At 42.4% G+C, this 5,127-nt stretch carries 2 protein-coding genes and 2 pseudogenes; 3 read left to right on the forward strand and 1 reads right to left on the reverse strand.

The features are described 5' to 3' along the window. Positions 1–323 (reverse strand): helix-turn-helix domain-containing protein (locus ACEW80_RS28390; protein WP_373529810.1); only part of this gene is annotated, 323 nt, incomplete at its 3' end. Between the two features lie 1,082 nt (positions 324–1,405). On the opposite strand from ACEW80_RS28390, the pseudogene ACEW80_RS28395 reads away from it, so the two are divergent. The 3 genes and pseudogenes from ACEW80_RS28395 to ACEW80_RS28405 all read left to right on the forward strand — a co-directional run bounded on the left by ACEW80_RS28395 (position 1,406) and on the right by ACEW80_RS28405 (position 5,060). Further along, positions 1,406–2,146: pseudogene (locus tag ACEW80_RS28395) on the forward strand (IS1 family transposase). Between the two features lie 29 nt (positions 2,147–2,175). Beyond that, a pseudogene (locus tag ACEW80_RS28400) lies at positions 2,176–2,526 on the forward strand (transposase); the annotation flags it as partial. Between the two features lie 530 nt (positions 2,527–3,056). Then, positions 3,057–5,060, forward strand: a complete 2,004-nt coding sequence (locus ACEW80_RS28405) for an ExeM/NucH family extracellular endonuclease (protein WP_373529811.1) — start codon at positions 3,057–3,059, stop codon at positions 5,058–5,060. Positions 5,061–5,127: the final 67 nt, after the last annotated feature.

The following is a 5,127-nucleotide window of genomic DNA, read 5'->3' on the forward strand; positions in this document are numbered from 1 at the left end:
CATTCTATATCCCAAATCAAAGTAGCAACCTCGCCGCCTAACGCAGCACAAAGTTTTTGCAATATATCAGTACTAACAGTGATTTCTTTAGGTTTTCCAGGCTTATTAATGAATAAATGTGGCGCTTCTAGTTGATGAATATAAGTGGTAGACACACCTACTTCTTCTGACAGTTTTCTCCGGCTATAGCCTGATTTCTCTCTAAGCTCTCTCAGTTTTTGGGCATTGTCCTCGTTCCACTTGAATGTCGCTATAGGAGAAACGTCTATTTTAATTTTCATCTGTACTTCTACTTTGAATTTATCACGTTCACCTATTGACATAATAATAATAGCCGCCTTAAAATATTGTTGTCAACTATAATTCAACCAAATAAACTCGTGCTACACCATAAATTTATGGTGCTAAAAGCTGTTGTCCTGGTTGAAAATGCCCAAAATTCTTTATGGACAATTGTTTTAGTGACAACTCGGCTTAAGGCTGCTAAGGCTTTACCCCTAATTTAGACTGGTATTCGACAGAAAAACGATTGCCAACAATAGCAAACGCTTGCGCTCTTGAGCAATGCCAGAGCAATCGCATACGCTTGTACACGATTGCTGATCGGGGCAATGCCTTTATGTGAGCGCCTTGATTCTGAAAAGATTGAAGTTTTTTGCAACCAGTTTCAAGACTTGGTTAGATCATCAGGATCTCCCTGGCGGCTCCAGCGTTAGAAGTTTACTTGCCGCCACTCCGGGTTAGCTTCGGCTACTTTCCCCGGCGGCACTTCAGTTTTGATTTAGTTGCTCTCGGATTTCGTGTTTTGGAGAAAGTAGGTTGCTCTCCTTAGCGATAACTTCGTTAAGCTACCCTAATGGCAAAATTAAATTAATTGCAGCGCAATCTCCCGCAAATATACAACCTCAGTTAACAAGTGCAGCACTTGTAAGGAATTAGTTGCTCCAGTAACTCTGCAACGGGAGCAAATCACGAGCGTAATCACGTCCACTTTTTGAAAGACCGCGATCGCACTTGTGTCACATCTGCATTAGGTAATGGCTTTTGATATTTCTGCGACTGCGACTGAGAACTGTGGGGACAGCCGTTTAAGTAAATTGATTTGCAGTCACATTTTTTAGTAAAGGTTCATTCTGCTGGGACAGGTAGTTAAATACAAACATCTGTATAAGAGCGATCGCCAGCACCTGACATACACTTACTAGGATGGTAGTGGTAAATATGTAGTGAAACCTGATAATTTCTAACTCAAATTATTCATTTTTAGCTATTGGAATTTTGAATTACATTTAACTGACTGATTGAATTGTCTCTCAAAGATAAATTTGCTAAATATATCGTTTAGCCATAAAATGTTAAAAGTAATAAAGTACAAGTGTTTTGAAATTAGAATATTGCAGCCTCGATGTCAGCCAAAGCACCTACTTGCCCCAATTGCGGTTCTCAACACACTGTCAAAAACGGCAGTATTCATAATCAAAAACCAAAGTACCAGTGTCAAAACGGTCATTGACAGTTTATAGAAAATCCAACTAATAAAGTTATTAGTAAAGATACGATAGAGTTGATTGATCGGCTTTTATATGAATTGATACCTCTGGCAGGGATTGCTCGTGCTGCTCAAGTTTTCAGAAACTTGGTTACAGAAATACGTTAATAAAAAATATACTCAGATTCCTCAAGAGGTAAAGGTTTCAGAGAAACCTAAAGGAAAGTTGACTATCGAATGTGATGAGGCTTGGTCATTCGTAGCTAGTAAAAATAATAAGAAATGGATTTGGTTAGCTTTGGATAAAAAGACTAGAGAAATAGTTGTAGTTTATATAGGCGATGCCTACGGCGGTAAACTACGCAGTGAAGATGGAGCTAGAGGATTATGGAATTCTCTACCACCAGTTTATCGTCAATGTGCTGTGTGTTATACAGATTTTTGGGCAGCTTATGCACAAGTTATTCCTCACAAACGTCATCAGGCAGTAGGGAATATTGTGGTAAGACTAACCATATTGAACGCTTTAACAATACAATGCGTCAAAGAATTGCTCGTTTGGTTAGAAAGACTTTATCCTTCTCTAAAAAGCTAAATAACCACATTGGTGCTATCTGGTATTTTATTCATCATTATAATTCTTCTTGTAGTGCCTAAATTTATTTTCACTACATATTTACCACTACCATCGCTTGATTACTAGTTTATTAGACATTGAGAAATTTCCTGCCGAGTTGTTGGCGAGGGAATACCATCAGCGATGGGAAGTAGAAAACACCATTGATGAGTTGAAAATACATCTTCTGGGGCGAAAAACTCATGTCCGTTCCCAAAAACCACGAGAGGTTGTGCAAGAGGTATATGCTTGGTTGCTGGGACATTGGACAGTACGAATATTAATGTTTCAAGCTGCAACCAGTGCTGGAGTTGCTCCATTACGTCTTAGTTTTACAGGAACTTTACGAGTTATCCGTCGTGCTGTACCTAAGTTTCAACGTCTTAACTCTCAAGATTTGCCCCTTTTTTCGAGTGGTTGACCATAGAGATTCTGGATACATTGTTACCTGAGCGGGTTCATCGGTGTAACCCCAGGGTTGTGAAAAAACCTGTATCAAAGTTTCGCTCCAAAAAACCAAGCCACAGAGGTACTGGACAGCGAGTTGAAGCTCCCAATTTCCATATCATTAATAATGCTTTCAGTTTTAACTGAACCGTATTGACTCAAGAGCAGCTTACCTTAACAAATAGCTTTTCTGCTTAACCAAAAAGTATTGGTCCCACTTTATATATATAGTGAGGGCATTTTGGCGAAGGTATTGCTTAAATTAAGGATATTAATCCCTTAATGTCGCTGTGAGAAACATCCAAATTGGCTCTGCTAGCCACAACTTATTAAAGCTTTTGAATTAATAAACATTCACCTACTAGTCCAGCGATCGCCTAAAACCACTAAAGTTTTTAGCGCATAAACTCTACTAAGTTTATGAGTAATATTCATGCTAAAGGATGATCGCCTCAGTCCAACTGATCAACTAACATTAAATTTGCGACTTTTACGGAGATTTCAATGGCATTATTTTTTTCGGAATACATTGAGGGCAGCAGCAACAATAAAGCCCTAGAAATTTACAACAGCACTGGTGCAGCGATCAATTTAGCTGCTGGAAATTATGTAATTCAGTTGTACTCTAATGGCAGCACCACTCCGACAAATTTCAATTTGACGGGCACTGTGGCAGCTGGGGATGTGTTTGTCTTCGCCCAGAGTCTGGCTAACGCAGCAATTTTGGACCAGGCTGATCAAACAAACGGTTCTGGTTTATTTAACGGAAATGATGCGATCGTATTGCGGCAGGGCGGTGCTACTGGGACGATTCTTGATTCAATCGGTCAGATTGGCCTTAACCCCGGTGCTGAGTGGGGAACTGGTCTAACCAGCACAGCAGACAACACCTTACGCCGCAAGAGTAGTATCACCACTGGCGATACCAATCCCAGCGATACCTTTGATCCCAGCGTGGAGTGGAACGGTTTTGCTGTTGACACCTTTGACGGATTAGGAAACCATACCGTTAATCCGGGAACTGGAGCGGGAGCGGGAGTAATCATCGTTCAATCTGGCAACAGTACTGATGTGGATGAGCAGAATGAGACAACTGATACCTACACGATCGCCCTTACGACCACACCGACAGGTCCAGTAAATGTAGCGATCGCCGCAGATGGGGAAACTCAAGTGAGTACGGATGGAACAAACTTTTTTAACTCCGTCACACTGAACTTGACAAATGCTACTTCCAGGACAATTACCGTCAGAGCAGTAAACGACTTCGATGCCGAAGGATCTCCTCACACGGGAGTAATTACCCATACGATCACCAGCAGTGCTGATCCGACATACTCCAACACACTTACGCCTATTCCTAACCTCAACGTCAATATCCTTGACAACGATGTTGCTCTCAGAGAGGTTTACGAAATTCAGGGAAGTGGTGCAATCAGTCCTTTCGTCGGGCAGAGAGTGGCAATTGAGGCAGTAGTAGTTGGCGACTTTCAGGGTAGCAGTAGGCTGAATGGATTTTTTTTACAGGAAGCAGTTGGAGATGGCAATACTGCAACCTCAGACGGAATATTTATCTTTGCGCCTAACAGCACAGACGTGAGTGTGGGTCAAACGGTGCGGCTGACCGGAACCGTTGGAGAGAGCTTTACTCAAACTCAGATCAGCAACATTAGTGGACTGAGCATCGTGGGTTCAGGCTTGATTGCCCCTACAGTGCTTGATCTACCTGTGACTGCAACAACTGACCTGGAGCGCTATGAGGGAATGTTAGTCACATTCCCCGAAACCTTGACCGTTACAGAAAACTTTAACCTGGGTAGGTTTGGTGAAGTGTTGTTGTCTTCAGAAGGACGGTTATTTAACCCCACAAACTTCATCGACCCCACCGATATTCCGACTACTGAAACCGAGAACGACGAAAACAACGTTGCAGCGGTGACAGCACAACAGAACGCAAACGACCTGCGCCAGATTCTGCTTGATGATGGCAGCAACACCCAAAATCCCACAACGATTCCCTTCTTGAATGACGGCACGCTGCGCGCAGGTAGCACGGTTACATCTCTTACAGGTGTGCTGGGCTTCGGATTTGGCAGCTACCGACTTCAACCCACCGCAACACCCAATTTTGTCGATTCTAATCCCCGGACGGCTGCACCCGATGAAGTGGGTGGCAACGTCAAGGTTGCTAGCTTTAACGTACTGAACTACTTCAATGGCGACGGCTTGGGTGACGGCTTCCCGACTTCGCGCGGAGCAGACAGTTTAGAAGAGTTTGAGCGACAAAGTGCCAAGATTGTCAGCGCGATCTCTGCCCTCGATGCCGATGTGGTGGGTCTGATTGAAATCGAAAATGATGGCGATGGTGCTAATTCTGCGATCGCAGAATTAGTTGATCGGCTGAATACATCTTTGGGTGCAGAAATCTATGACTACCTATACTTTTGCAGTTTTTACTATTTGTGGATGAGTAATAATACTCATGGCATGAGAAGAGGATTTCTTTAAAAACTAGTTCACTAACGCGTCGGACTAGTTATTTTTTTTACATAACTAGGTTGTTTCACACTTAATA

The organism is Nostoc sp. (genome assembly GCF_041747015.1).
Lineage (GTDB): Bacteria > Cyanobacteriota > Cyanobacteriia > Cyanobacteriales > Nostocaceae > Nostoc.

Bases quoted from the DNA above. Each gene is read 5' to 3' on its own strand.
- ACEW80_RS28405 (WP_373529811.1), top strand. From the start codon at position 3,057: ATGGCATTATTTTTTTCGGAATACATTGAGGGCAGCAGCAACAATAAA.